Annotated in this window: 22 protein-coding genes; 7 read left to right on the forward strand and 15 right to left on the reverse strand. The window is 64.6% G+C overall.

The features are described from left to right. The first annotated feature begins 271 nt into the window (after positions 1-271). On the forward strand, positions 272-742 hold the full coding sequence (locus tag DID99_RS27560; protein ID WP_124667900.1) for an ATPase: 471 nt from the start codon (positions 272-274) through the stop codon (positions 740-742). Positions 743-904: 162 nt separating this feature from the next. On the opposite strand, the gene DID99_RS27565 is transcribed toward DID99_RS27560, so the two are convergent. From DID99_RS27565 to DID99_RS27605, 9 genes are all read right to left on the reverse strand, one after another. Next, positions 905-1,609: a DUF429 domain-containing protein gene (locus tag DID99_RS27565; RefSeq protein WP_124667901.1), complete on the reverse strand. Its 705-nt coding sequence runs from the start codon at positions 1,607-1,609 to the stop codon at positions 905-907. A 9-nt stretch (positions 1,610-1,618) separates the two neighbouring features. Next, the gene (locus DID99_RS27570; RefSeq protein WP_044848835.1) at positions 1,619-2,143 is read right to left on the reverse strand and encodes an HD domain-containing protein; all 525 of its coding nucleotides are present in this window, start codon (positions 2,141-2,143) and stop codon (positions 1,619-1,621) included. A gap of 121 nt (positions 2,144-2,264) precedes the next feature. After that, positions 2,265-5,735, reverse strand: a complete 3,471-nt coding sequence (locus tag DID99_RS27575; RefSeq protein ID WP_124667902.1) for a YhaN family protein — start codon at positions 5,733-5,735, stop codon at positions 2,265-2,267. A gap of 3 nt (positions 5,736-5,738) precedes the next feature. Further along, entirely contained in the window at positions 5,739-6,989 is a 1,251-nt protein-coding gene (locus tag DID99_RS27580) for a DNA repair exonuclease (protein WP_124667903.1), read from the reverse strand. 591 nt (positions 6,990-7,580) lie between these two features. After that, positions 7,581-8,120 carry a hypothetical protein gene (locus DID99_RS27585; RefSeq protein ID WP_124667904.1) on the reverse strand — a complete coding sequence of 180 codons (540 nt, stop codon included), beginning with the start codon at positions 8,118-8,120 and terminating at the stop codon, positions 7,581-7,583. Positions 8,121-8,367: 247 nt separating this feature from the next. Continuing rightward, positions 8,368-8,736 (reverse strand): hypothetical protein, encoded by a 369-nt coding sequence (locus DID99_RS27590; protein ID WP_124667905.1) that lies wholly within the window; start codon positions 8,734-8,736, stop codon positions 8,368-8,370. Between the two features lie 172 nt (positions 8,737-8,908). Then, positions 8,909-9,388, reverse strand: coding sequence for an RES family NAD+ phosphorylase (locus tag DID99_RS27595; protein ID WP_044848830.1), 480 nt, complete (start codon positions 9,386-9,388; stop codon positions 8,909-8,911). Then, positions 9,385-9,840 (reverse strand): antitoxin Xre/MbcA/ParS toxin-binding domain-containing protein, encoded by a 456-nt coding sequence (locus DID99_RS27600; protein ID WP_124667906.1) that lies wholly within the window; start codon positions 9,838-9,840, stop codon positions 9,385-9,387. Before DID99_RS27600 ends, DID99_RS27595 begins: the two co-directional genes overlap by 4 nt. A gap of 343 nt (positions 9,841-10,183) precedes the next feature. Continuing rightward, positions 10,184-10,837, reverse strand: coding sequence for an HD domain-containing protein (locus DID99_RS27605; protein WP_124667907.1), 654 nt, complete (start codon positions 10,835-10,837; stop codon positions 10,184-10,186). Positions 10,838-11,053: 216 nt separating this feature from the next. Here DID99_RS27605 and DID99_RS27610 point away from each other — a divergent pair, with 216 nt between their 5' ends. From DID99_RS27610 to DID99_RS27620, 3 genes are all read left to right on the forward strand, one after another. After that, a complete protein-coding gene (locus DID99_RS27610) occupies positions 11,054-12,019 on the forward strand; it encodes a GlxA family transcriptional regulator (RefSeq protein ID WP_124667908.1) in 966 nt (321 codons plus the stop codon). Positions 12,020-12,481: 462 nt separating this feature from the next. Next, positions 12,482-12,793: a DUF4148 domain-containing protein gene (locus tag DID99_RS27615; RefSeq protein WP_124667909.1), complete on the forward strand. Its 312-nt coding sequence runs from the start codon at positions 12,482-12,484 to the stop codon at positions 12,791-12,793. A 312-nt stretch (positions 12,794-13,105) separates the two neighbouring features. After that, the gene (locus DID99_RS27620; protein WP_124667910.1) at positions 13,106-13,819 is read left to right on the forward strand and encodes a dienelactone hydrolase family protein; all 714 of its coding nucleotides are present in this window, start codon (positions 13,106-13,108) and stop codon (positions 13,817-13,819) included. Between the two features lie 507 nt (positions 13,820-14,326). Here DID99_RS27620 and DID99_RS27625 read toward each other — a convergent pair. Further along, positions 14,327-15,268, reverse strand: coding sequence for a LysR family transcriptional regulator (locus DID99_RS27625; protein WP_044848839.1), 942 nt, complete (start codon positions 15,266-15,268; stop codon positions 14,327-14,329). Positions 15,269-15,505: 237 nt separating this feature from the next. After that, the gene (locus DID99_RS27630) at positions 15,506-16,795 is read right to left on the reverse strand and encodes an adenylosuccinate synthase (RefSeq protein ID WP_124667911.1); all 1,290 of its coding nucleotides are present in this window, start codon (positions 16,793-16,795) and stop codon (positions 15,506-15,508) included. Positions 16,796-16,935: 140 nt separating this feature from the next. On the opposite strand from DID99_RS27630, the gene gcvA reads away from it, so the two are divergent. Beyond that, the gene (gene gcvA / locus DID99_RS27635; protein WP_044848823.1) at positions 16,936-17,841 is read left to right on the forward strand and encodes a transcriptional regulator GcvA; all 906 of its coding nucleotides are present in this window, start codon (positions 16,936-16,938) and stop codon (positions 17,839-17,841) included. Positions 17,842-18,167: 326 nt separating this feature from the next. Here the strand turns inward: gcvA and DID99_RS27640 are convergent, their stop codons facing one another. Further along, positions 18,168-18,494, reverse strand: coding sequence for a hypothetical protein (locus DID99_RS27640; RefSeq protein WP_044848822.1), 327 nt, complete (start codon positions 18,492-18,494; stop codon positions 18,168-18,170). A 229-nt stretch (positions 18,495-18,723) separates the two neighbouring features. Beyond that, entirely contained in the window at positions 18,724-19,299 is a 576-nt protein-coding gene (locus tag DID99_RS27645) for a hypothetical protein (protein WP_124667912.1), read from the reverse strand. Positions 19,300-21,022: 1,723 nt separating this feature from the next. Here DID99_RS27645 and DID99_RS27650 point away from each other — a divergent pair. Continuing rightward, a complete protein-coding gene (locus DID99_RS27650; protein WP_124667913.1) occupies positions 21,023-22,339 on the forward strand; it encodes a replication initiation protein in 1,317 nt (438 codons plus the stop codon). A 90-nt stretch (positions 22,340-22,429) separates the two neighbouring features. Here DID99_RS27650 and DID99_RS27655 read toward each other — a convergent pair whose 3' ends face one another. Together DID99_RS27655 and DID99_RS27660 are read right to left on the reverse strand one after the other, a co-directional pair. After that, positions 22,430-23,461 (reverse strand): ParB/RepB/Spo0J family partition protein, encoded by a 1,032-nt coding sequence (locus tag DID99_RS27655; protein WP_124523082.1) that lies wholly within the window; start codon positions 23,459-23,461, stop codon positions 22,430-22,432. Next, positions 23,454-24,149, reverse strand: a complete 696-nt coding sequence (locus tag DID99_RS27660; RefSeq protein ID WP_011879640.1) for a ParA family protein — start codon at positions 24,147-24,149, stop codon at positions 23,454-23,456. Before DID99_RS27660 ends, DID99_RS27655 begins: the two co-directional genes overlap by 8 nt. A gap of 396 nt (positions 24,150-24,545) precedes the next feature. Here DID99_RS27660 and DID99_RS37425 point away from each other — a divergent pair, with 396 nt between their 5' ends. After that, entirely contained in the window at positions 24,546-24,752 is a 207-nt protein-coding gene (locus tag DID99_RS37425) for a hypothetical protein (protein WP_185733827.1), read from the forward strand. The last annotated feature ends 99 nt before the right edge of the window (positions 24,753-24,851 follow it).

Here is a 24,851-nt window from a genome sequence, read left to right on the forward strand (position 1 = left end):
CTTCTTCCCCCGCGCTGCGTTTCCGTTAGCGCGAAAGAGGCGTGATTCTAAGCACCTGCCCTCGTCTGCGCAACCCCTTTGTGAAAATATTTTGAAAAGCCCCGTGCGCTGCCGCGCACGGACTTGGGATGCCACGCTCCGGGGCGCCCCCTTCTTTCGTCCTATATATAGGCGGTCGACGACATCCTCTGTTCCTCCGCGCTCCGTATTGGCGTCGCGCTCTCGTCATCCGGCTGCGGAACAAACGAGGGGGCGCACGCCGTCGAGTATCATGCCGCGATCGAACAACGCACTCACACCGACGATGGACAGCACCACACAATCCGGCGACGCCGATCTCCGCGATGAATACGCCGCGCTGCGCGAGCGCGCCGTCATGCTCGAAGAACAGGTCCCGCCGCTCCTGCAACGCATCTCGGATGTCCTGCCGCGCATCAGCGGCGAGTCCGAACTGGCGGACGAGCATCGTGAACGGCTCGTCGGCGCGCGCAACGCAGCGATGGTCTCGATCGAAAACTATCAACAGGCGATCCCGTTCCTGCAGACCGCCGACTCGATCATCGAGCAGCTCGACAAGACGCCCGAGCGCGACGAGGACTTCGAGTGGCGCGAATCGCTGCTGCAGCGGCTCGACGAACTGATCGACGTCGCGGTCGTGATGATCGACGATGCGCAAGGCTACTTCGAGCAGGCCGATGCCTGCGATCTCTCCAGCGTGCCGAAGTCCATTCTCGAAGACTGAGCATCACGGCCGTGAGGCATACGGTGCGTCGACTGCCTATGTCGATGCGCACGCCACCTGCTCCGCACATGCCGACCGGCTGTCCCTGCTCGACACCGTGACGTCGACAATCCGATGCGCGTCCCGAAAAAGCTCACCCTTGCTGCCAAGGGTTCACGGGTATCAGCGAGCCGCGGCCCGTGACTGGAGCGTATCGAGAACGATCGTCTCGCCGACGACCGGTACACGGATATACCCGCCCTCCGCATCGCCATACGCGTGTGCGCTGCCGTCGATCACGTATTGCGCGGTCAATGCGCACAGCGTGGCCTCGCGCGCGTCGACCGATCGCAGCGTCGACACGTCGATTCCGAGTTGCGCGAGCAATTGCCGCCGCTGGTTGCGTTTCTGCTTCGCCGACGCAATCGCCTTGCCGAGCATCGCGCAGGTAATCGCGTACGGATAAGTCTCGAAGCTCACGCGCCCGCCGGCATACCGTGCGTCGGTCAGCAGCGGATAGGCGCCGGCCAGCGCGCGGTAGACACGCTCCCCCATGAACATCCAGTCGAAAAAGCCCGACGTGCTGGCCACGGCCTGCTCGCGCGACGGCGTCGGGAAACATGAGATCCGTTCACGCGCGAGCGCCTGCTCGGCCGCCCGGCGCCCGCTTCCGGTCCACCACAGGCTCGGCGCGTCGACGCCGACCGCCACCACGTCATGCTCGATACACAGCGAAGGCAGCGCTTCGGGCGCGATCCGCGCCTCGCGCCGGACGATCGTCGAGCCGCGCAGGATCACGAGATCGCACTGCTTCCTGTCGCCGCCCACGTCGACGCCCGCCACCGCAGGCAGTGACCGCTCGGCGGATCGGGATCGGGCCGCCCGCATGGCCGCGCGTCAGTCGGCCGGCCGCGCGTCGTACGCGGCGTCGAAGATCCCTTCCAGGCCCGGATGTACACCGCGCATCCGGTCGACGACCGACTTCGCCCAGTCGAAGTACGCCTGCTTGCGCTCGAGCGGCCAGTCCGCGGGCGGATGCCGGGCGATGTCGCGCAGGTTGCAGATCTTGTCCGCGAGCTTCACGAGCTTCGCGCGGCGGCTGATCGTCGCCGCATGCTCGACCTGCAGGCGCTTGCGCTCGTCCTTCGGCAACGACTTGTCGTCGGTGACCTCCATCACGATGTCCGCGACGTCCTTGCCGAACAGCCGCAGCAGTTCCTGCTCGGTGGTCTCCGTGTCCTCGATCGTGTCGTGCAACACCGCCGCGACGATCACGCGCTCGTCCTCGATGCCGGCTTCGTTGGCCAGCACTGCGGCCAGCGCAATCGGATGATTGATGTATGGCGACGCCTCGTCGTCCTTGCGCCGCTGATTGCGATGCTTGTCCGCCGCGAACGCAATGGCAGCTACCAGCTTGTTCATGTCGATCCCTCGTGTGGCCGGACCCGTGACCGGCAGAACCGGTCGCGTGCGTTTCGGAACCGCACATACTACCTGTACGCGATGACCATTCCCACGTAGCGGGACATCGGGCCGCCCGGCGTCATGCGCCGGCTGCCTCGCGCTGCAGCGCGACCACGTTCACCTGCGCGCCGAACACGTCCCGCACGAGCGGCAGCAGGTGATCGTGGTGCGTCAGGAACAGCACCTGGGTTCGCGTCGACAGATCGCGCAGCGCCTCGAGCCCCGCCTTCGCACGTGCATCGTCGAAGTTGATGAACAGGTCGTCGGCAACGAACGGCAGCCCGGTCCTGCTGGCGAGTTGCAGTTCGAGCGCCGCGATCCGCAGCGCGAGGAACAACTGGTCGCGCGTCCCTTCGCTCAGGCCGGCGACCTCGACCGACGCGCCCTTCGTGCGCCGCGCATACAGCGCGGGCGGCGTCCGTTCGGTGTCGACGGTCAGCCGCGCGAATTCGCCCAGCGTAAGTCCCGCGAAAATCTCGCCCGCCCGGCGCAGCATCGGCCCCTGCTTCTGGTCGCGATAACGATCGGTCGCCCACTTCAGCAAGCGACTCGCGGTCGCCGCTTCCAGATACTGTTCCGCTGCATCGCCCATCGCCGCGAGCGCTTCCTGCCGCTTTGCTTCGGCCACGGCCGCATTCGCCTGGCCGTCGATCGCGCCGAATGCCTGCCGGGCCACCACCTGCTGCTGCGCGAGCGCGTTCAGGCGCGTGCCGACGTCGCCCAGCGACTGCTTCACCGCTTCGAGATGCGCGGGCACGTCGGCGATGTCCTGTTCAGCGACCTCGGCCTCGACGGCCGGCTGGGACAAGCCGTCGCCGTCGCGCACCAGCGCCTCCTTCGCGGCATCGACGGCCTGTCGAAGCTGACGCTGCCGCTCCGATTGCTCGGCCAGTGGCAGCGCCGCGTCGATCGATGCGACGCCGGCCAGTTGCAGCAACGGCTGAATGCGCGCATCCGCGCCTGCCACCGCGGCGGCGGCATCGGCGACCTTGCCGTCGGCCTGCCGCACCGCGTCGTCGGCACGACCGATCGCACGCGCGGTTTCCCGTGCGGCCGCAACACGCATCGTCAACCGGCGCGCAACGTCCAGCCAGTCGCCGCTCGCCAGCCACGCGGGCTCGAGCGCTTCGGCCAGTCGCCGTGCGCCGGCCTCGAGCGCGGCCAGCTCCGCGCGGATCGCGGTCATCCGGTTGCGCGGCGCATCGGCGTCGGCCAGTTCGGCGGTCACCGTATTCGCGAGCGCGAGCGCACCTTCCGCGGCAGCCAGCGTCACCGCATGGGCGGACAGCTTCGCGTCGGCAAGCGCGTCGCGCCATTGCGCGTGCCACGCATCGTAGGCGGTCTGGGCCTGGTCGGCGCGCGAACGAGCCGTCGCGCATCCGCGTTCGGCTTCGCGCGCCCGGTCCTCCAGGCTGTCCTTTTGCGCGAGCGTCTTTTCCGCCGACTGCACGAACGTCCCGGCGATCGCGATGAGTGCCGTCAGGCCGTCGGCGTCGCCGCCGCGCGATACCATGCGCAGCGCCGAACGCAACGCGGCTTCCGCACCGGCCCGCGCATCGCGGATCGTCGCGAATTCGCGGAGCAGGCGGTCGAGCTCGAGCTGCGCGGCAAACACCGTGTCGCGCTTCGCGAGCCAGTCGCCCATCGCCGCCAGCGGCATGCCGGGCACGCCGGCCGTCGTCGCCAGTTCGGCCCACGCGTCGCGATGTGCCGCCAGCTCGCGTTCGCGCTCGTCCACGGTCGCCTGTCGGCGCGTCAACACGACGCGCGCGGATTCGACCTGCTGACGCAGCGATTGCAGTGTCGCCGCCGCTTGCGTGGCGCCGAGCTGCGCATCGACGAGTTCGTCGGCAAGGCGAATTGCATCGTCGACGGCCGGCGCGCCGGTTGCCAGATCCACCGCGCCGCTGCGAACGTCGCCCCAGGCGCCATCGCGGCGAGCGCGCGCCGCCAGCACCTCGGCGGTCGTGACGACCTTGTGGGTCTGAGCGAAATGCTTCTCCTGCAGTTCGAGCCGCTCGTGTTCTTCCTGCGCGCCGTCCCGTGCATCGCGTGCGGCGGCGGCCGCGCTCGCGCGTTCGCTCGCTTCGGTCAGCAGCACACCGAGCCGAGCCGCCGACGGCACGTCGAGCGCACGCAGCGCGTCGACCGGCTTGCGCCACTGGCCGAGCGCATCGAGCGCGTCGGACAACGTCTGCTCGGCGGCCGCGATGTCGCGTTCGAGTGCCTGTTCACGCTGCCCGCTATTGCGAAAGCCCTGCGCATCGGCGAGCGCCGCACGAAGCGCTTCAGGCACATCGACGGTCGACAGGCGCGCCAGTTGTTCCTGTGCCTGCGCGAGTTCCTGCGTGCGCTCGTCGAGCGACTCGCGCGCGCCGGCCAGCGCCTGATGCAGCGCGCCGTGGTCGCGCAGCAGGTTCGCGACCGTCTTCAGCGACAGCGCGGTCGGCAGGGCCGCGCGCAGCGACGTCTCGTCGGTCGGCCAGCCGAGCTGCGCGGCGGCCGAACCCGCGGCGGACAGATGCCGCTCGACGTCCGCGCCGAGCAACAGCAGATCCTGTGCATGATTCATGCATGCGCCGCGCAGCCGGTCGAGCGCTTCGATATCGGCTTCGAGCGCGAGCGCGTCGGCATCCGGATCGATCGCATCACGCGCCTGCCGTTTCGCGAGCAGGTCCGCGCGCCGTTCCTCGAGCACCTTCTGTTCGGCCGCGAGATCGCCTTGCGCTTTCAGCAAGTCGGCATACGCGGTCGGCGGCAGCTCGACGACGGCCCCCAGTTCGGCCAGCGCCACTTCCTTGATCGTCAGTTCCTTCAGGTACGGCGCCAGCCGCCGCACGCGCTCGAGCTTCGAGCGCAACGCTTCGAGGCGACGCTGCTCCGCGCGCGCCTGCTCGATCTCCTGCTCGACCGCGTCGCGCGCCTCCTTGCGATCGACCCAGTCGCGCGTGCGAACCTGGACTGCCTTCAGTTCGCCAACTGCTTCGTTGAACGAAGTCTCGGCCTGCGCGAATGCGCTGCCGCTGCGCCGCGGCGCCCACAGCTCGGCCGCGCGCGCGTCGAGTTCCTCGCGCACGGGGCCGAGCGTGCCGACACCCGCCGCCGATTCGAACAGCACCTGGCCGAGCTTGTCGGACGCGTCGAGAATGCTCCGGCCGCCGTCGACGAGCCGCCCGTGGTCGAGCCCGAACATCTGTTCGAAGAACTCGCGCGTCGCGCCGTCGAGGATGGCGTCGAGATAGTCGTCCGGCAGCTTGTCGTCGGCGGGCGTGCGCAGCGGACTGCGCCCGCGGGCGCGATGAAAGGCGAGCGCGCCGGCGCCGCCCTCCAGCACGCCGCCGAGACGCAGTTCGGGCGTCGCATGCAGGAAGTCGAGCGGCGTCTGCAGTTTCATCCCGAACAGCAGTTCCGACACGGCCGTCCGGATCGTCGACTTGCCGGCCTCGTTCGGCCCCACGATCACGTGGAAATCCTGGCCGGCCGACGGAAAGCGCAGCGTCTCGTCGGTGAACTTGCCGTACTTGATCAGGTCGAGCTGGCTGATGCGCATCGCTTATTCCCCCCTCGCCAGCCGCGCGAGCAACGCGGGACCGACCTGCTCGACCAGCGCCGTGAGTTCGCCGGCGCGCGCCATCGTCAGCAGCGGCACCTCTTCCTTCACGTCGCTGCGCACCTTGCCGACGAACGGCTTCAGGTCGCGTTCGAGCAGCGCGAGAAAATCCGGATCGTGTGCGGCATCGGCCAGGATCTGCTTCAGATCCTCCAGCGCCTCGAGTTGCTCGCTCTCGCCTTGCGGCTGCACGGGCGCGGACGTCGCGAGCCGGACCTTCTCCAGCCACAGCCGTTCGTTGCCGATGATGCCGATCTGGTTCAGCACCTCCGCACGCAATTGCGGCGCACGGCCGAAGAAGAGACCGTGCGCGGGCGTGCGCCCCGTGACCGTCACGCGCACCGCGCGCGGCACGTGGCCATCGACGCTCAACAGCGCCTCCAGCGACTGGCCGATCTTTCTCGACAGGTCGGCGACCGTCAGGCAATCGGACGCGTCGACCGACAACGCCTCCCAGCGCAGCACGTCGAGGTACAGACGCTCGACGTGCGTGCGGCCCTGCTCCACTGTCACGAGTACCGCGCCGCGGCGGCCCGTCTCGCGGATATGGCGCCCCTGCAGGTTGCCGGGAAACACGACGGTCGACGGCCCCGACCACTGCTGGAATTCGTGCACGTGGCCGAGCGCCCAGTAGTCGTAGCCTTTCGCATGCAATTCCGCCAGCGAGCACGGCGCATAGTTCGCATGCGCCGCATAGCCTTCGAGCGCGGTGTGCAGCACGCCGATGTTGTAATGGCCCGGCACGGGATCCGGATAGCCGATCGCGAGATTGTCGACGACGGCCTTGTCCTTGAAGCTCTGCCCGTGCAGCGCCACGTCGAATTCCGGCAGCTTGAAGGTTTCCGGCTTGCGGTGGCCGAACACGGTGACGTTGTCGGGCAAGGTCAGCTTCTTCGTCATCTCGCTTTCGGCATCGTGATTGCCGCCGAGCACGAATGCGCGAATGCCGGCCTTGCGCAGGCGGCCCATTTGCTGGCCGAAGAAAATGCCGGTGTTGTGGTCCTTCCAGTCGCCGTCGTACAGGTCGCCGGCGATCACGAGGAACGCGACTTCCTCTTCGATCGCACGATCCACGAGCTGCCGCAGCGCCTCGCGCGACGCGTTGCGCAACTGCGCGGCCGGCGCATCCGGATACGCGCTCAGGCCGTGCAGCGGGCTGTCAAGGTGAATGTCTGCGGCGTGGATGAACTTCACGAAGATTCCTCTGGTTCATGACGAAAGGGCGATGTCGACCGGCATTGTGCGCCGTCGAACGACGCGCGGCCGCTGGTCGCAGGCCGGACCGCCGCCGGATGCGCCGTCGCAGGTGGCGGCGCTCGTCCGCACCGATCGTGCCGCCCGTCGCCAGCGGGTCGGGATGGTACCTGAAAGCGGGCGCCGCGAATTCGTCCGGCCTCGCGCCCACCGTGCGCACCCCGCACGCGTCACTCGCCGTGCGGCATGGGTGGTGACGCGCAAGCCGCGAGCCGCGGCACGCAGGCAAGCGCGAGAAGACGGAGCGGGATGGTCATGGTCGTGATGCCTCGGAATGTTATCGGACCACGCCGGGCGGGCCGCGGCAGCGCTTTGGAGTCGTCTGTCGTCACGCTGCCGATCGGACATGCTTGCCTGCATCGATCGGTGGCGCGCAAGGGCGACCGGCGACCGGGAGCACCGCTATTTAAGCATGGCGGGCAGGCAATGGGCAGAGGGTGTGCGGCACACCTGTTCCGGGTCGCGGCTCGCGCAAAAAAAAAGACCCGGCCCGCATCGAAGCGGGCCGGGCCTTGGCTGAAAGCGTATCGCTTACAGCGCGCCGCCTTGTGCCGACGCCGAACCCTTCACGCCGACCGATGCGCCGCCCTGCACCGAGTTCGCCGCACCCTCGAGCGCTTCGCCGGCCTTCGCCTTCGCGCCGCCTGCGACATCACCCGCCGTCGACACCGCGCCTTGCGCGTGGCTCTTTGCCGAGGATGCAACATGCTTCACGTGCGACTTCGTCGTGTGCACGGCCGATATCGCGGCATCCTTCGCCGAACCTGCAGCCGAGCCGACCGCCTGCGTCGCACCGCCAACCGCATTGCCCGCTGCCGAGCCGACGCCGCCGACCGTCTTGCCTACGCCGTTCAGCGCACCGCCGACCAGGTTGCCTGCGCCCGAACCCGAGCCCGCGGCATTCGCGCCTGCACCCGCCTGCACGCCCACGCCGCCGCCGAGCAGCGGCGTCTGGACTTGTGCACCGACGCCGGCGGAACCTTCTGCGCCCGTCTGGGCCGTTTGTGCGAAAGCGGCCGATGCGATTGCCGTCAGCGCGGCGCCAAGCAGAATCGTGCGAATCTTGTTCATGGTCATTCTCCCCAAAGACGTTGTTGCTGCGGGCCGCCTTCGTGCGGCTTGTCGCATGCCTCACCGCGACGTGCGGCAGGTGGAGCCAATGTAGCCGCACCCACGCCCGAAACCATCGAATTGCGGGGACTGTTACTTCCGTTGCAAATGCTGACGATTGACTCACACTGTTTGACAATCATCGCGGCAGGCATGTGATTGGCATCGTCCGATCGCATGCATCGGCGCATCCGGTACGCCGCATCGGCTAGCAGGGAAACCGGCCGTTCGTGTAGGTCTCCCAAAGAACGCGTGACGGCCAGCCGTCGGTGCGGCCCGACAGCCGGCTTCGCGCGATCAGCTCGATGTCATCCGACACGCACGCCGCGATGTCGGCATTCCCCGAGGCCCGGAACGCGAGCCTGAACGCCTTTTCCCTCAGGGCATCCACGGCCGGCTTGTCCAGCACGGCGCCCGGATCGCCGTCGATTTCGTCGAATGCCGTCATCCAGCGGGCGTCGAACGGCTCCGCCTCGCGGCTGGCCAGCGCGCGATCGCAATCGACGTCGCCGAGAAAATCGAAAAACCCCGGGCCCGACAGGATGGCGTCCATTTCGAGCAGATGCGCGTTCGTCACGGCGCCCCCTTGCCACGATGCGTGGCCGTTCTGTTCATCGATCGTTGCTGCCGTGTGCCGCCTTCATGTTTCGCATTGGTGACGTGCAGCACCCTGCCCGCCGCGACCGGCAGACCGGAGCCGCAGGCGGGCGCTGATCGGCGCGGTGCCGCGCGACGACGCGCAATCAGCCCTATTCGCTCTTGTTCGACTGGATCAGCCGCAGAATCCGGCTGTCGTACGGCGACTGCATGACTTCGGCGATGCGGATCCCGGATGCGGCAGGGTGCAGCGGATTCAACAGGAAGTTGTGCGCGTGCGGCACGACGACGCTCGGTACGCGCAACAAGGCGCTCGGCTGCGTGTGCAGCCACTCGGTGCCGGCGCTGCGGGTCCAGTCGACGTCCTCTCGCCAGTCGGCCGGCGCATCGCCCTCCGCGATCTCGGCAACATCCACCGATTCAGGCACCTCGACCCGAAGCAGCTGGTAGCCGCTCGGCAATTGCGCAACGGTGGCGATTTCGAAGTGAACGAGCGTCTCGAGCAGCGCGAGCGCCGGATGCTCGGCGAGATAGACGACGGGCTGCCCGGCAAAATGCCAGCGCCCGCCGGCCCGCAATCCGCCGATGCCTTTCAGGTCCGCGTAATTGCTGATGCGCCACAGCGTCGTCAAGCGAAGTACCCCTCGTCGATCTGCGTGAGGGCTTCCTCGACGAGCCGCGCGCCATGCTCGGTACTCGCCATGTCGAGCGACGTGCGTCCGCCGAAGCGCTGGAGCCCGTTGCGCAGCCACGCCATCGCCTTGTCCGGGTCGCCGAACGTGGCCGTCGCCTGCGCGACGATGCGCGCCAGCCGGATCGCCTTGTCGGACTCCTCCTGCGACAGCCGTTCGTGCGCCTGGCGGCGATGGCTCAGCGTGCGCCGCGGGATGATGAAGGCGAGTTCGTCCGACTTCAGGCCGCGCTCCGACAGCCGGTCGATCACCGCGACGTCGACACGCGCGCTCGCCAACTCCGCGAGATCGGCGCCCGAGCGCACGCGAATCGCGAGCAGTTGCTCGAGGATCGTGAACTCTGCCTGGCGCGGGTGCGCGACGCCCGAAGGGTGAAACGCGATCGTACTCATGAGTCTTCTCCGGCAATTTGCCCAACCATTATAGGCGTTTTGCCGAAGACAGGCGGATTCGGTCGTCAGGCGGTCGACGACCGGTCGACGGCGGGCAATTGCGGGTGTCGGCGAAACGGGGCTTCCCGCTCGCCGCCCCGGCACGCGCGGCCGGAGATGCGCGTCTGGAGCGGGATCGTGAAATTCACGTATATGAAGTCGCTGACTGACGTCATGAAGTTGTCACGTAACAACTTTTCTAATGAATATTCCATCGACGAAACGGCGCCCACCCCGTCTAGGCACCGAATGCGACATGCGTCGCACCGGTTGCCTTCCCCGCCCCGCCCGCCACCGACACCGATCAACCGGCCCACGCCGACGCTCGGATCACGCTGCAGAAATTGCCTGCATGGAAATGCGGATCCTTGTCGGCCAGCACATCGGCCAGCACATCGGCCTTCACGTTGCCGAACGTCGTGTCCGGCTTGTGCCGGATACCGTCGTAGAACGCCTGGATGATGTCTTCCTTGAAGCGCGGCGTCCTCGGATGCGCGCGGACGACGGCTTCTCGCTCGACGTCGCTGTACTCCGGATACGTGAGGCCCAGCACATCCATCTCGACACCGGCGGTGACGAGCGCGACGACCGGATGCATGTGCTGCGGAATGCCGGGGGTGGTGTGCAGTGCGATCGCGGTCCACACGAGGTCGATGTCCTGCTGCGAAATGCCCCTGCTCTTCAGGAAATCGCGGGCGGCATTGGCGCCGTCCACTTCGAATCGCTCACATGCGCTGCTGTGTCGATGCGTGAGCCCCATGTCATGGAACATGCAGCCGCAATAGAGCAGTTCGGGATCGTAGCTCAGCCCGCGGCGCTGGCCCGCGAGCGCACCGAAGTAGTACACGCGGCTGGAGTGATGAAACAGCAGCTCGGACTCGGTATCCCGTACGAGTTCGGTGATCTCGCGCGCGAGTTGGCTATCGGGAAGGGTGATGCCGGCGACGTTCACAGTCATGATCGACCTCCTTGGAAGACAGCATTCATTCTGCGGAGACCGTCGTTTGGCATCATTCGGCGTATTACGCCAAATCCTGCCATTTTGCTCGATCGACGGCCACCACTGCCGGAACCATCGAATCGCACCCGCGTAATGCGCCGATGCCCCGCCCGTCGCATCGCACCGCGCGTCTATACTGCTACGCGTCACATTCGACACATCACGCAACCGAACATGCCGAAGGTCGTGGGTATTTTCGCGGTACCGGGCGTACAACTGCTCGACGTCTCCGCGCCGCTCGACGTATTCGCACAGGCAAACGCCGAAAGCGGCAAACCGTTCTATACGCTGCGGATCGTCGCGAGCGAGTCCGGCCCGATCCGCACGTCATCGGGCGCGCAATTGCTGGCCGACTGGATCGCTCCCGACATTCCCGATCGCATCGATACGCTGCTCGTTGCCGGTGCACCGGGTGCCGGCCGGATCGCGCTGCGCACCGACGTGCTCGCGTGGCTTCGATCGGCCGCCGTGCAAAGCAAACGGTATGGCTCGATCTGCACCGGCGCATTCATCCTCGCGGCGACCGGCCTGCTGAAAGGACGACGCCTGACGACGCACTGGGCCGCGGCCGATGCGCTCGCCGCCGCCTATCCGTCGCTCACCGTCGAAGCGGACGCGCTGTACGTACGCGACGGCAAGCTGCGCACCGGTGCCGGTGTCACGGCCGGCCTCGATCTCGCGCTTGCGCTGGTCGAGGAGGATCTCGGCCGGGAAATCGCGCGGCGCGTCGCCGCGCAACTCGTCATGTTCTTCAAGCGCCCGGGCGGGCAGCTCCAGTTCAGCCGCAGCGGCGCGGCGCGCCCGGCGGGGCGTTCGGTGCTGCAGGAAGTCCAGCGCTGGATCGCCAGTCATCCGGAACTCGAGCACTCGGTGGCGGAACTCGCGAAGCATGCGGGCATGAGCCCGCGCCACTTCGCACGGCTCTTTCGCGCGGAGGTCGGCATGACGCTGGCCGCGTGGGTCGAAGCGACCCGCGTCGCGGCGGCTCGCCAGTTGCTCGAAAACGGACATGACACGCCGAAGCAGGTCGCCGCGAAATGCGGCTTCGCGAATGTCGATACGCTCAGACGGTCGTTCGCGCGGCATGTCGGGATCACGCCTGCCGAATACCGGAAACGGCAGGCGATCGTCGACGCGTGATGCGGTACGCGCGACGAGACGGCACGGGCATTCCCGTCGATGCGTGCAGAAAGGCTCGGCTCGATTTCAACGCGATGGGGCGCGCGGATTTCCGTGCCCACCATCAATACTTCGTTATCCGATTCAATTGAGCTTTCTATCGGCCAAGCTCGGGGCCAAGGTCGGCGTTCGGTCGCCATACGCTCCTGTCCTGTAGTGCGCCGGCCCGTCGTTCTTGCGTCGACATGCCATGCTCGACTCACCGCCGCCGCGACGATCATGCCGCACCGCAACCCGTGACCGCCATCAGGCACGCCAACAATCGTCCGACAAAACCCGTTTTTTCCCGCGAATCGTTTACCCAGTTGCAATAATTATTCGCTGGAACGCCTATTTCCGACCGGTATCGCGATCGCTACGATGCAAATCAACCGCTCAACGCAACCAAGCGAAGCGCGAAATCTACGAAAACCGGAGGTCATCATGAAGTCGTTCATCTACGCAGTCGCCGCTGCCAGCGCCCTGTCCGCATCGTTTGGCGCATTCGCTCAGTCGAACCCGTCGGACCAACTGACGCGTGCCCAGGTCCGCGCAGAGCTCGTCCAGCTCGAACAGGCCGGGTACAAGCCGGAAGTCTCCGATGTCCACTACCCGAATGCGCTGCAGACCGCGCAGGCGCGCGTGACGAACGGCGACGCGACGGGTTACGGCGCACAGGCCGCCGCCGGCGTGCGTGCCGGCCGCGCGATCGCGGTCAAGCAGAGCGCACGCGACTCGGTCTATTTCGGTCAGTAAGACTGCCGCACGCGACGCATTCCGCGATACGCCCGTTGCCGACGCAACACCCCGCTCCCGTCCATCGGGGCGGGGTGTTGTGTTTTCGGCGCACGCGACATGCGCGCCGCACGACGCCCGATCGACGCGCGCGCGCGAATCGGCCGCCGCATCGCGCCGTTCACGCAGACCGCCGGCGTTTGCGCATAGAATGGCCGCGTGGTCGGCGCCGGCCGAAGCGAACGCGAGCGAGACCTCGACTCACCGGGCATACCGCACTCGCTGGCCGACCCGATGCTGCACTGATCGCATTTTTCGAAAAGGAGCGGTTTCATGTCTCAAACATCCGGTTCCATGATCACGTTTCGCCGTCCGGACGGCCAGGAACTGCAGGGCTACCTCGCCACGCCGGAAAAGACCGAAGGCGCACCCGCGGTCGTCGTCATCCAGGAGTGGTGGGGCCTGAATGACCAGATCCGCGGCGTCGCCGATCGCCTCGCGCGCTGCGGCTACTTCGCGCTCGTGCCCGACCTGTATCGCGGCAAGTCGACGGTCGAGGAGGAAGAAGCGCACCACCTGATGACGGGCCTCGATTTCGGCGACGCCGCGTCGCAGGACATTCCCGGCGCGGTGCAATACCTGAAGACGCACGCGTCGCGCGTGGCGGTCACCGGCTTCTGCATGGGTGGCGCGCTCACGCTGCTGTCGCTGCAGTTCGCGGAGGCGGACGCCGGCGTCACGTGGTACGGCTTCCCTCCGCTCGACTACCTCGACCCGTCGAAGATCAAGGTGCCGCTGATGGGTCACTGGAGTACGCAGGATGCGTTCTTCGCGATCGACCAGGTCGATGCGCTGGAGAAGAAGCTGACCGACGCAAAGGTCGACGTCGAATTCCACCGCTATCTCGCGCATCACGCGTTCGCGAACGAAACGGCCGTCGGCCCCGGCCGCATCGACGGCACGCAGTTCGATCCGGTGTGGTCGCAGATCGCGTGGGATCGCACGCTCACGTTCTTCGGGCGCACGCTCTGGGACAAGCAGCAGTAATACCGCAGCAGGCATCCGCCACTGCCGTGCAGCGATGCACGTCAAGCAAAACGCCACGGACTTGCATCCGTGGCGTTGTCGTATGCGGCAAGGATTGCGTTACGCGAGCGGCGGTGGCGCCTGCCGCGAACACCAGACCGGCCTCGATTAGCTGGCGACGGGGTGCGGATAGTCCGTCAGCCATGGAAGCCCGTGCTCGACGGGGCGGAAACGGAGGGGCAGGTTGCGCGTGGCCGGTGCGCGACACGCAAACGGTCGCGTGAACGCGCGGGCACGCGTCGCATCGATGCCAGGCGGTCGACACTTCACACCGAACCGACGATCTCCGATATCGAAAGCAGGTTTTCCATAACGGCGCGCATCGAGCGATGCAGCCGGTCGGTGAAGTCGTGCCGCGTCTTTTCACCATCAATTTAGGTATGCAAAATATCTTGCGCAGCTGAACCTGGATTCAAGGACGATGCGTGTGCCGCATCATGCGATCCGGCACACGTCGTCCACCTTCGCTCAGGACTCGCAGGAACCGCGCAGCGCAGCCTCGTCGGCGGACAGCATTTCAGGCACGCATTCACGCAGGAAATCGACGAAGGTACGGATCTTCGCGTCGAGGTACTGGCGCGACGCGTACAGCGCGTAGACCGTCAGTTTCTGCAGTCGGTACTCGGGTAACACGCGAACCAGCGCACCGCTCGCCAGTGCGGGCACCGCGGTCGACATCGGCAATGAGCCGATGCCGAGGCCGGCGCGCAACGCGGCGCCGAGCGCGTCGGCGATGTTGACCTGGAAATCCGCCAGCGGCAATTCGAACGTCTCGCGACCGTCGGGGCCGTCGAGATGCCAGCGGTCGCGCGGAAAGATCGGCGTGACGATCTGCAGGCACGCATGCGCTTCGAGATCGCGCACGGTGCGCGGCGTCCCGCGTTCCTTCAGGTACGCCGGCGACGCGCACAGCACGCTGTGCACATCGCCAAGCCGCTGCGACACCAGCCCCGAGTCGGGCAACTCCGTCGCGCTCAGTTGCAGCGACACGTCGTAGCCTTCGTCGATGATGTCGGGCACGTGCTGCGACAGCGTGAGCTCGACGGCCACCGACGGATAGCGCTGCCGGTATCGCACCACTGCGGGCACCAGGTAGGCCTGGCCGAAACTGGTCGTCGCGTGCACATGCAGGCGCCCCGACGGCTTCGCCTGCGCATCGGCCGCCTCGGCTTCCGCTTCGTCGATATAGCCGAGGATGCGCTGGCATCGGTCGAGATAGCGCTGTCCGGCATCGGTCAACGCGATGCGGCGCGTGCTCCGGTTGAGCAGACGGGTGCGCAGGTGCGTTTCGAGTTGCGCGACCGAACGCGATGCGTAGGCGGTGGTGATGTCCAGGCGCTGGGCCGCGCTCGTGAAGCTGCCCTCCTCCGCCACCCGGACGAAAATGCGCATCATCTGTAACGTGTCCATCGACATGTCCCCGGGATTGAAATCGCTTCGCAGCGGCGCCCGCCCCGGCACGGGCCGGTCTGGCGCGAATCGTGCGGAACAGTACCGCAGCGATGCAGGCGTGTCCAGTTTGCCGTGCGCCGCGGCGGCAGGCCGTCGTTCACGCGACAACCCATGCCGCAGGACGACCGGCGCCGGATCGATGCAGGCCGCATGGCGGCGGCCTGCCGGGCACGCATTGCGCGTGCCGCGTCGCGCTCAGGCCGGGTCGAAAGGATTGCTCAGCACGATCGTGTCGTCGCGCTCGGCGCCCGTCGTGATCATCGATACGGGCGCGCCCGCGACCGCCTCGACGCGTGCGATGAAATCCTGTGCGGCACGCGGCAGCGCCGCACGCTCGCGCACGCCCTTCACGGTCCCGTCCCACCCGGCGAACGTTTCATAGACGGGCGTTGCGCGTGCCTGCGCATCGAGGCTCGCGGGCAGATGGTCGACGCGTGCGCCGTCGAGTTCGTAGCCGACACACAGCTCGATCGACGCAAAGCCGTCGAGCACGTCGAGCTTGGTGAGCGCGAGCGAATCGATACCCGAGATCCGCACGGCCTGCCGCAACTGCGCGGCATCGAGCCATCCGCAGCGGCGCGGCCGGCCCGTGTTGACGCCGAATTCCTGTCCGCGTGCGCGCAGCGTTTCGCCGGTGGCGTCGTTCAGTTCAGTGAGGAAAGGGCCGCCGCCGACGCGCGTCGCGTACGCCTTGGTCACGCCCAGCACGTGACCGAGTTTCGACGCGCCGAGGCCGGTGCCGGCCGCCGCGGCCGATGCAACGGTGCCCGACGACGTCACGAACGGATACGTGCCCCAGTCGATGTCGAGCATCACGGCCTGCGAGCCCTCGAACAGGATGCGCTCGCCGCGGTCGTTCGCGTCGTTGAGATCGGCCCACACGGGACGCACGAACGGCAGGATCTTCGGTGCGATGTCGACCAGCATTGCCAGCATCGCGTCGCGCGAGCACGGCTCAAGCCCCAGGCCGCGGAACCATGCATTGTGGTGATCGACCAGCACGTCGAGCTTGCCGGCAAGCCGGTCCGGCTCCGCCAGATCGGCAACCCGCAGCCCGCGGCGCCCCACCTTGTCCTCGTAGGCCGGCCCGATCCCGCGCAGCGTGGTGCCGATGGGCTCGCGACGCAGACGCTCCTGCGCCTGGTCGATCGCACGGTGAATCGGCAGGACCAGCGTGGCGTTCTCCGCGATCGACAGATTGTCCGGCGTCACCGACAGCCCGAGCTCGGCCATCCGCCCGATCTCGGCCAGCAGCGCCTCCGGATCGAGCGCCACGCCGTTGCCGATCACGCCGCGCTTGCCGCGCACGATGCCGCTCGGCAACAGCGCGAGCTTGTACGTCTTGTCGCCGACGACCAGCGTATGGCCCGCGTTGTGGCCGCCGTTGTAGCGTGCGACGAGATCGGCCTGCGCCGCCAGCCAGTCCACGACGCGCCCCTTGCCTTCGTCACCCCATTGGGCGCCCACCACCACCACGTTCGGCATGCTCCACACTCCATGTGAGAAATTCAGACACATATTCCGGCCGCATCGACCGTTTGTGTGCCATATTGGCGAAGCATGATCGCCCGATCAAACGATTAAATCTGAGCATTCGTGTGAGTAAAAATCACGCGAAACGATGAATGGCCCGACGACTTCCTCCGTTGAATTCGCTGCGCGCGTTCGAAGCCGCGGCCCGGCACGGCAGTTTCACGCTCGCCGCCGACGAGCTGTGCGTGACGCATGGCGCGATCAGCCGGCATGTCCAGCAACTGGAGGCGTGGCTTGGCCGGCCGCTGTTCGAGCGGCACAACCGGCGGGTCGACCTGACTGATGCCGGTCGCGCGTACCTCGCCGAGGTCGGTGCATCGTTCGACCGGATTGCGCTGGCCACCGCGCAGCATTTCGGCCAGGGGCAGCAGCGCGTGCTGCGCGTCAGCGCGCCCGCGACGTTTTCGCTGCGCTGGCTCGTGCCGAAGCTGTCGTCGTTCCAGGTCGCCCATCCGGCCGTCGAAGTGCGGCTGTCGACATCGAACGAGCCGATCGAGAAGTTGCGCGACAAGGTCGACCTGATCGTCCGCGGCGGCCCGCAGGCAATCGACGGCTATGTCGCCGAGGAATTCCTGTCCGAAGTCAGGCTACCCGTATGCGCGCCGAAGCTGCTCGAGGGCAGGCCGTTGCGTACGCCGGCCGATCTCGCGGGCTTCACGCTGCTGCATGCGGCGACCTATCCCGGCATGTGGCCCGAGTGGCTCGCGGCAGCGGGGCACGCGAATCTGGTGCCGCGGCATTCGCTCACGCTCGAGCATTTCTATCTGACACTGCAAGGCGCGCTCGACGGTCTCGGCGTCGCGATGGGGCCGATCGCGCTCGTCGCGGACGACATCGCCGAAGGCCGGCTGGTGCAGCCGTTCAGCGAACCGGCACTCCCGCCGTGGCGCTACTTCACTTATGTGGCGGCTGCGCGCGCGGAGGACGAAGCCGTGCGGGCATTCAAGGACTGGCTGAAAGTGACGGGGAATGCGGCGGCAGCGAACGCGCGGCGCTGACCAGGTCCTGACGGCGACGATCGCTCGGTCGGTGTGGGTTTCGGGCGCCGTTGCGACGCCGCGTATTGCTCATGCTTGAACGTCTTTCGCCTCGCCCTTCATCCAAGGTTTTTTTCATTCAGTAGGATTACTACTAGTCTGAACAGGACGGACAGAGCAGGAAGAGTCAACGCATCGAGATGGTTTCCATTTCATCTAAAAACAAAGGACATCGAATCATTTGATGCGGATGTGATACCCGCATGGGTGCCCCGGACACGCATCGCGTTTCCGCAGCACAAACGACAAACCCCGGCTCGAGCCGGGGCTTTTCTCGCGAGGGACGCTTATTGGCTGGCGCCCGCGGCTTCGCCCGCCTTCTTCTCAGCGTTCTGCAGATTCTGCGGGTAGTTCGGATCGTTGGCCGCCGGCTTGTAACCCGCGTCTTCGAGCTTCTTCAGTTCGGCGTTGTTCTTCGCGCGCGCTGCCTTGTGTTCGGCTTTGCGTTTTGCCCGTGCTGCCTTGCGTGCTTCACGCTTCGCAGCTTTCGCATCCGAAGCGGCGGATGCGGCCGGTGCGCTGGCGTCGGTCTGCGCGAACACCGGAGCAGCCGAGCCGAAGAGGAACGCCGCTGCCGTAGCAGCCAGCGTCAGTTTTTTGATCTGGATTCGCATCGCTGAACTCTCTTTTCTGATTGGTCACGGAGTGAAAGTACATCGAGATACCGCCCCTGCCCCTGGCCGGTCTTCATCTCGCGATCAGGGCCTTTGCATCATAACCGCGTTGCAAAAAATGTGGCGCTATCGTGCGCACATTCTTGGGGATATACGTATGGGAAACGTCGCATCGTCACGTCTCCCGCGTGTCCGCCGGACCCTCGTTTCGCAGGGACACGGCAATACATCACGCGACGCGTGCGACCGCCGCAAACATGTGACGAAGCGGATTGTTCCGTCGATACGATGCAGGTTGCCGATGAGGATGAGATCCGCTTCGGCGCACCGCGCCCGCGTACGACGCCGACTGTTTCATCCGTGGAATTTGCTGCTCCCGCAACGCGATCGTTGCCTCATGAGCGGAACATGCGACGAAATCGCGGACCTGTGCGCCATGTTGCGATTTGCGGCCGCGCCAACGACGGCTCCTCCCATAAATGACCACGATTGATTCCGTGCCGAGTCCGCCCCGTTCCACTACACGTCGGCCCGATACTATGCGAACGATCGGGTAACCGGTGGCCGCTTGCATGGTTACCTGTTCGGAGCGATTCGTCGCCACTTCTGGGAGATGACATCTGCCGCACAAGGTGAGCGCTTCGATCGGCATTCGTTCACGATCGCGCATCTGCATCGTACGATGCAGTCGCATGAGCGCCTGCGCTGCGCGCGTCATCGTATCTGCGTCACGAAGCGTTTTGCGCCTGTGCGACAAGCACGCCGGCGCGTCTGGCGCTGCGCGCATACACCACAGCTTTTCCATCGGGTGCTCGTATCTCGTGCGGACGCGTCGCACGGACGCTCCATCAACCTGCGAGGAGCTAGTCGGTGAGCCTTTACAAGATCCGACAACTTCCGACGGTGAGCATTTTCGGGATTCGAGTATGTTTCCAGCGAGCGTGAGCCTGGTTGACTCGCCTCACGTTCGGAACCATGCCGGGATCGCCGTGACCGAAGCGCGTTTGATCGTCGTGTCGACCGGCACAGGGATGCAATTCTTGTCCGGTCTGTCGAGATCCCGTACCGATTCCGATACAGGCCCAAAGGTAGAAAACTATGAGGCCAAATGAACGGAGCAAGGGCCCGGGGTTTCGTCCGCGCACTGGTTACTGACTGAAAAGTGTCGGACGAGCCGGCGCGCGATAGCCGGAGACTTATCCACGGAAGCGCGGGCACAGACGCAAAAATAACCGCTTGCGGATGAATTCCGGTCATTTCTCACTGCCCTGAAGCCTACCCGCAGTATTCCTGTGCGGGTGCGATGGCCGTTTTCTACGGGTAATCCCGGACGGAGAAACCTCCCGCTGTGGGCATTTTCCGATCCCATAGATGGGAACCTATGTCCCGAAAACGCGGATTCCATCCCATAAGTTTCTACGTTTGAGCGCTTGTTAGTAGGTACTCACCCTCTTGCGAAGCCTTGTCAGGCCTGGGAGGCTCGCAGAATGAGGTCACATATCGGGGGATCCACAGGCTGGAGACCCGGATTGCTGTGCCCGTCGAGCCCGCTGGAGTCCCTTTGGTAGCGGTTTATGGGGGTTGTTTTTCTGCACAGGCACACGTGTGTTTACATCTTTGGTAAACAACGTTTACTTCTTTAACTACTTTTAGACGGCTCACAGCCTTGTCTGGCAAGGGTTTGACAGGTGTTCGGTACCCATTTATGGGAGCACAGGCGGAAGAGTATGGGGTTTCAGGTCTGTGGATTTGGGGAATCGGGTACCGCGTTGTGGGAAATGGGGGTTGTGGATATGGGGCACGCGTAGCCTGTTATGGGAATTCGGACCAAAAACACTTCAGGTAGCCCTCTATGGGGGAATCCATTGGTAGCCATTTATGGTGCGTTCCAGCTGATCGGTTGGTGCCGCCGGGCACAGCATTTTATGTGGGGTAGCCGGTTATGGGGCGGACTTCAGGTAGTCGTTTATGGGTGCCTGTATTGATCGCGTGATCTCGTTTGGCTCGTCCCTATAGTTGTGGCGTCCCATAAACAGGATCAGGCCGGTAGAAAGGTTACCTTCTGTGGGGGAATCTGAAGGTAGTCATCCATGGGGAGCATTTTCGCCTGTCGGACACCGTTGAACACAAAACGCCACGCCGGTGGATTTCGACAGGTACCCATTCATGGGGCGTGTCGAAGGTAGCGCGTTATGGGAGGAACGCAGATCGTGTTGCATGGCACCACGAATCGGGTTCGCCAATCCAGTTCGAGTCGATTGTTTCCCATGAATGGGTACCTTTGATAGGGCAAGTCCCATGCCGGATCCTGGCGACAAACCACACAGGTAGAAGGTTTTGGGAGCTGTTTTTGACCCAAAGGTATATGGATATGGGGCTCCGAACAAATAGGAAAACCTAGTTTTTTCCTTTTGTGACAGGAACTTAGCATCGGTAGTGAAAGTGATACCGTAGAAAGAGACGTTGCTCGGTGGCTGGAAAAGGTATAAAGTCCGCCATCAACACGGTCACCTTCTCCGGACATCACGATGCCGCGCAAGCCCGCAATCAAAGGCTCCGACAAGCAGGTTTCGCTATTTCAGACGCCCGAGCCTCCCGATCTGCTGCGCAAGGCGGTCCAGGCCATTCATATCGCTCCGAAGTCCGGAAAGATTGGGCTGCAGCAGCGCAAGATGTTCAGCTCGTTGATCAAGAATGCCCTTCGTCAGGAAGCGTTCGAGCCCGGCCGGACGAGCTTCTCGATCTCGATCGCCGCGCTCTCGCACGAAAGCGGGTTGAACAGCAACAACACGAAGTACGTGAAGGACACGGTCAACTCGCTGATCAGTACCGTCGTCAACTGGGACTACCTTGCGGCCGACCGCTCGACGGTGTGGAAGGCGTCGGGCCTGCTTGCCGGCGCCGAACTCGAGCAATCGGTGCTGAAGTACAGCTTCTCCGACCAGATTCGCAGCGAGCTGCTCAATCCGGAGATCTACGCGCTCATCGATATGCGGATCGCGCGCGAGTTTCGGCGCTCGCACTCGCTTGCGCTGTGGGAAAACACGGTGCGCTACGAGGGGATCGGCATCACGGCGAAGATTCCGCTGCCAAAATTCCGCGATCTCATCCTCGGTCAGGACAAGGCATCGCAATCGTACAAGGAGTACAAGCTCTTCAAGAGCAAGGTCCTGGTGCCGTGCATTCAGGAGGTGAACGAAGTTTCCGACCATACGCTCGAGCTGATCGAACACAAGTCAGGTCGCAGCGTGGAGGCCGTCCAGTTCAAGGTGACGCGCAAGCAGAGCGCGGATATGGTCGAGGAAGGCGACGTCAAGAACGAAGCACTCGTCGACGAAGTCGCCAAGTTCGGCATCCCGCGTTCGGAAGCGCGCCGGCTGATCACGCAGTACGGTGTGCAGCGCATCAAGGCGGCAATCGCCTATACGCTCAATCGGACTACGAAGAAGAATGCCGCCCCTGTCGACAACGTGGCCGCGTATTTCCGCAAGGCGCTGACACACGGCTATACGCTGGCCGACGGTCAGGGGACCGAAACGGCCGCGCCGGCAAAGGAATCCGCGCAGAGCAAGCAGGAACAGATTCGCGACAAATACCTGGCGGCGAAGGTCGACGAAGCCGGTGCGTATTTCCGCGAACTGGAGATCGACGACCAGACCAAGCTGATCGAGCGCTACAACGAGACGGTGGCCGGTTCGAGGGATCTCACGCTGTCGCCGAAGAAGAAGGCGAGCAAGCTGGCGCAAACCAGTTTCTTCCGTTGGCTGGCGATCGACACCTGGGGCGAACCGACCTCGGACGACTTGCTGGAATTCCTGCTGAAAAGCAGCCTCGCGACCAACTGATCAAGGCCTCGCAGCCTGGCATGCGCCGCGCGCCGGACTTCATCCGGTTGCGCGGTGCCGTGCAGGCGCGGGGCCTTTGTCTTGGCGCGGCTACTTTTGCGCGGCGTCTGCCAGTTCGGCGACGTACGCATCGATTACGGTCTTGAGGCGGTCGGCGAGTGCTTCCTGGTGAGACGCATCGACTCCCTTCAGTTGCAGATCCAGACGCCCGTCCGGATAGGTCTTCAGCTGACCGATCGCGCGTGATTCGAGCGCGAAATCGTGACGGACGCTGTAGCGCGTGCGCCCCGCCTTCTTGTTGCCGTCGCTCTGCGCGCGCAGGAAATTCTCGAGGTCGCGCACCGACTTTTTCCGGTCGATCACCGCGGTGAGCAGCCGGTCGGCAGCCGGTTCGCCCAGGCGCTCGAAAATCAGCTTCAGGAAGTACGCCGCCTGCAGGCCGACCACATCGTTCGCGCTGGCCATCCGTTCGAGCAGCGTGTTGGGCAGAGCGTTCAGCGACAGCGTCTTGCTGATCGATGCCTTGTCCTTGCCGATCTTTTCCGCGAGCGTGTTCTGGTCGGGGAAGACCTTTTCGTCGAGAAGACGCTTCCACGCGACCGCATCGTCGAAGATCGTCTGGCGCTCGTGGTCGTGGTTGGCGCGATACGCGATCGTATAGAGTTGCTCGGGCGTGTGGTCCGTGCGAAACGTCGCGTTGATCGTCTCGTCGCCGTTGATGCTCGTCGCGCGCAGGCGGCGTTGCCCGTCGATCACGACGAGCTTGCCGGGAAACTCCGGGAGCCGCGTGACCTTGATCGGCTCGATCTGCCCTTCCCGCTTCAATGTCAGTGCGAGCTCGTGCAGGCTCGATTCCGAATAGAACACGCGCGGGTTGAACGGGTTCGGGATGCAGTCCTTGACCGCGACTTTCTGCGGCGCGCCGAGGTCGATCGCGTCGGCGGACGTGGTCGAGGCGGGGGCGACGGGGGAAGCGGCTTCGGTGGCGGGATTCGACGCGGCCACCGGCTCCGGCAGGCGCGTTTCGAGCGCCGCGTTTTCCTGCGCGAGCCCGCGCAGCAGCCCGGCCGCGAGGTGCAGGTTGCCGGTCGGCTTCTTCTCTTTTGAGGTGTCCTTAGCCATGAGCGGCTCCGGTAGCGCGCGTCGACGCGATGTATTGGGCCATTTCGGTGACCAGCCGCTCGATTTCCGCGCGGGCTTCCTTCAGCCCCTTCAGGTATCGATTGTGATGATGGATCGTGGTGCCGAGGGCGAACGTCTGCCGGTAGACCTCTCGCTGCGCGATCTGGCTGTCGAGCAGATGCTCCCCTATTTCTTCAGCCTTTAGAATTTTTAAAATTTCTTCACGCATTTTAGTTTTTCCATTGACGCTATTCAGCATCAGCGCGGAAGACAAATTCGGGTTCCGAACGGCACGCATCGACTCGATCATCCGAATCATCGCGACGGTGCTGTACAGGTCGGCGGGCGACGGGGACAGCGGGACGAGGCAGAAATCGGCGACTTCCAGCACGGACGCGATGCGCGGGTCTTCGAGGTTGCCCGGGCAATCGACGACGATCACATCGAAATTTGCATCCTGCTTCTTGATCTCGCCGCCGATGCCGCGACCGGCGGGGGCCAAAGACAGAACCGTCATCGGGAGCGTATTTTCCCCGCTTGTGACCCATCTGACTGACGTGCCTTGAGGGTCGGCATCGATCAAGGCGACTTTGTTGCCGCCAGCCTCGAAGGCCGCCGCGATATTGACGGAGATGGTCGTCTTTCCAGTACCACCTTTTTGATTACTAACGGCGATCTTGAAAGCCATTAAATTCCTCCAAGGAGTTTTGCGTAATATATGCAGTTGTTGTTGAAAAGTCCAGAAAAGTGTTAGATAAACAGAGAAATTTTCTGATCAATGTGGTTGTCACGTGACAAGCAGGCCAAATGGCTAGCAGATTATTTCTTGAGTTCAAATCGACTGAAAAATAAAAACGGACAACACGTCATTTGAGATAGTAAGTGCCGATGGAGTGGTGGGGAATTCAGCGGCGGAAGCGACAAGAATCGCGGTGCGGTTTCTAAGGGTGATTTTGTTGTCGACCTGAAAATGCGGGACAGGTTTTCCAACTACTTGAGAACTTGAACAGCGTCGGGATCTGCAGTTGTCACGTGACAAGTCGATGCGGATGACTAAGATCGCAAATGCCCGCCGACGGGGAGTATGCAGATTCGACGCGCGGTGGACTCGTGGGGATTCTTTCTTCCTCTTTCGTCATTGCCGCTGTTGCACTCAGATATGCTGGTGCTGGTGCTGGTGCTGGTGCTGGTGCTGGTGCTGGTGCTGGTGCTGCGACTGCGACTGCGACTGCGACTGCGACTGCGACTGCGACGGACGTGGTTGTTACGTGACAACCCGCCTCAGTTGTGATTCCGGGTGGGTTCGCTTGCCTCAATGCACTTACTAGAGAACTTGCTAGCGTGAAGAAATCCGTGCGATATGTGAAGTGACGTGGTCGATCGGACTAGG

This window comes from Burkholderia sp. Bp8986, assembly GCF_003854225.1.
In the GTDB taxonomy this organism is placed as follows: Bacteria; Pseudomonadota; Gammaproteobacteria; order Burkholderiales; family Burkholderiaceae; genus Burkholderia.

Coding starts and splice junctions, on each gene's coding strand:
- DID99_RS37425 (WP_185733827.1), top strand. CDS start 24,546: ATGCAGATTCGACGCGCGGTGGACTCGTGGGGATTCTTTCTTCCTCTT.
- DID99_RS27585 (WP_124667904.1), bottom strand. CDS start 8,120: ATGAACAAGATTCGCACGATTCTGCTTGGCGCCGCGCTGACGGCAATC.
- DID99_RS27645 (WP_124667912.1), bottom strand. CDS start 19,299: ATGGAAAAGCTGTGGTGTATGCGCGCAGCGCCAGACGCGCCGGCGTGC.
- DID99_RS27650 (WP_124667913.1), top strand. CDS start 21,023: ATGCCGCGCAAGCCCGCAATCAAAGGCTCCGACAAGCAGGTTTCGCTA.
- DID99_RS27640 (WP_044848822.1), bottom strand. CDS start 18,494: ATGCGAATCCAGATCAAAAAACTGACGCTGGCTGCTACGGCAGCGGCG.
- DID99_RS27630 (WP_124667911.1), bottom strand. CDS start 16,795: ATGCCGAACGTGGTGGTGGTGGGCGCCCAATGGGGTGACGAAGGCAAG.
- DID99_RS27625 (WP_044848839.1), bottom strand. CDS start 15,268: ATGGACACGTTACAGATGATGCGCATTTTCGTCCGGGTGGCGGAGGAG.
- DID99_RS27575 (WP_124667902.1), bottom strand. CDS start 5,735: ATGCGCATCAGCCAGCTCGACCTGATCAAGTACGGCAAGTTCACCGAC.
- DID99_RS27560 (WP_124667900.1), top strand. CDS start 272: ATGCCGCGATCGAACAACGCACTCACACCGACGATGGACAGCACCACA.
- DID99_RS27620 (WP_124667910.1), top strand. CDS start 13,106: ATGTCTCAAACATCCGGTTCCATGATCACGTTTCGCCGTCCGGACGGC.
- DID99_RS27565 (WP_124667901.1), bottom strand. CDS start 1,609: ATGCGGGCGGCCCGATCCCGATCCGCCGAGCGGTCACTGCCTGCGGTG.
- DID99_RS27660 (WP_011879640.1), bottom strand. CDS start 24,149: ATGGCTTTCAAGATCGCCGTTAGTAATCAAAAAGGTGGTACTGGAAAG.
- gcvA (WP_044848823.1), top strand. CDS start 16,936: ATGGCCCGACGACTTCCTCCGTTGAATTCGCTGCGCGCGTTCGAAGCC.
- DID99_RS27615 (WP_124667909.1), top strand. CDS start 12,482: ATGAAGTCGTTCATCTACGCAGTCGCCGCTGCCAGCGCCCTGTCCGCA.
- DID99_RS27655 (WP_124523082.1), bottom strand. CDS start 23,461: ATGGCTAAGGACACCTCAAAAGAGAAGAAGCCGACCGGCAACCTGCAC.
- DID99_RS27600 (WP_124667906.1), bottom strand. CDS start 9,840: ATGAGTACGATCGCGTTTCACCCTTCGGGCGTCGCGCACCCGCGCCAG.
- DID99_RS27605 (WP_124667907.1), bottom strand. CDS start 10,837: ATGACTGTGAACGTCGCCGGCATCACCCTTCCCGATAGCCAACTCGCG.
- DID99_RS27610 (WP_124667908.1), top strand. CDS start 11,054: ATGCCGAAGGTCGTGGGTATTTTCGCGGTACCGGGCGTACAACTGCTC.
- DID99_RS27570 (WP_044848835.1), bottom strand. CDS start 2,143: ATGAACAAGCTGGTAGCTGCCATTGCGTTCGCGGCGGACAAGCATCGC.